General features: G+C 33.5%; 1 protein-coding gene. It reads right to left on the reverse strand.

All coding sequences use genetic code 11. The features are described from left to right. Nucleotides 1-41: 41 nt before the first annotated feature. Nucleotides 42-1,204, reverse strand: a protein-coding gene (locus tag M3210_RS19955; protein WP_251518032.1) for an IS3 family transposase whose coding sequence is annotated in 2 segments (ribosomal slippage) — nucleotides 42-898 and nucleotides 898-1,204 — 1,164 coding nt in all. Because the reading frame shifts where the segments join, the coding sequence is not laid out codon by codon here. Nucleotides 1,205-1,288 lie beyond the last annotated feature (84 nt).

Below are 1,288 nucleotides of genomic sequence, written 5' to 3' on the forward strand. Positions count from 1 at the left end.
TAGACTGACATAGCAATTTGAGACAATAATAAAACACCTTCTTAGGCTGCCATTCCACGAAATTCTATTGGAGATTGGTAGCCTAATTTTTCTTGAATACGCTCTTCATTATAATGCTTCATAAATATATCTACACGACTTCTAACTTCGTAAAGTGATAATGAATTATGTTTTACATACTGAAACTCTTCAGACTTAATATTAGAGTGGAATGATTCAATAACCGCATTATCCCAGCAGTTTCCTCGCCTAGACATGCTACTAACTAAATTCATTTCTTTGACTAGATGTTGATATGCATAAGATGTATACACGCTTCCTTGATCAGAATGAATGATAACTCCATTTGGATTTCCTCTTGATTCTAAAGCATCTTTTAGTGTGTCAATGACTAATGGTGTCTGCTGATGATCATAAAGTTTATATGCAACTATTTCGTTATTATATAAATCCAGAATAGTTGATAGATATAATGTACTGGTACCGTATTGTATATAAGTAATATCTGTAACCCACTTCTCGTTTGGCTTCGATGCAGTGAAGTCTCTTTCAAGCAAGTTGGGTGCGATTATAACCGTCTCACCTTGTGATTTCCATCTTCGTTTCGGTTTAACTCGACACTGCAAATTTAATTTTTGCATAATACGTTGTACAGTATTTCGGTGTAATTTTATATTATAATTCTTTTTAAGTAATTTAGTTATTTTCCGATGTCCATAACGATATTTATTCTCTTGGCAAAGAGATTTAATGGCTAACTCGGCTTCTGTCATAGGCTTTAATGGTTCTTTCGTCCATCGATAAAACGTTGATCTCGCCACTCCTAATGCAGATAAAATAGCCGTTACTGTATATCTTTCTCGGAATTTATCCACCAGTCGTAAAACTACTTCTTTCTCAACTCCTTTTTCACTTCTAAATACTTTTTTAAAATCTCATTCTCCATCTGTAAATGTTCTATTTGTGCATTTTTCTTTTCCTCTTCACTTTTCCATTCAGGGCCATGACCATAGGAATACTGTTTACCTATTGGTTGATCAAATCGGTGAATTTGGTTCTCTCTATACCATTTCATCCATGTTTTAATTTGTGAAACATTTTTAATGCCGTACTTTTCCATAATCTCTTTATTTGTTAGTTCACCACTCATTTTATCTTTTACAACCGCCCATTTAACTTCACTAGAATAAACGTTTTTGCCCACGCAAAAACACCTCCGAATTAGTATTGGTTTGATTATACCATTTCGAAGGTGTTTTTTATTGTCTCATTTTATTGTGTTAGTCTA

The sequence above is a fragment of the Oceanobacillus luteolus genome, from assembly GCF_023715655.1.
Taxonomy (GTDB): domain Bacteria; phylum Bacillota; class Bacilli; order Bacillales; family Amphibacillaceae; genus Oceanobacillus; species Oceanobacillus luteolus.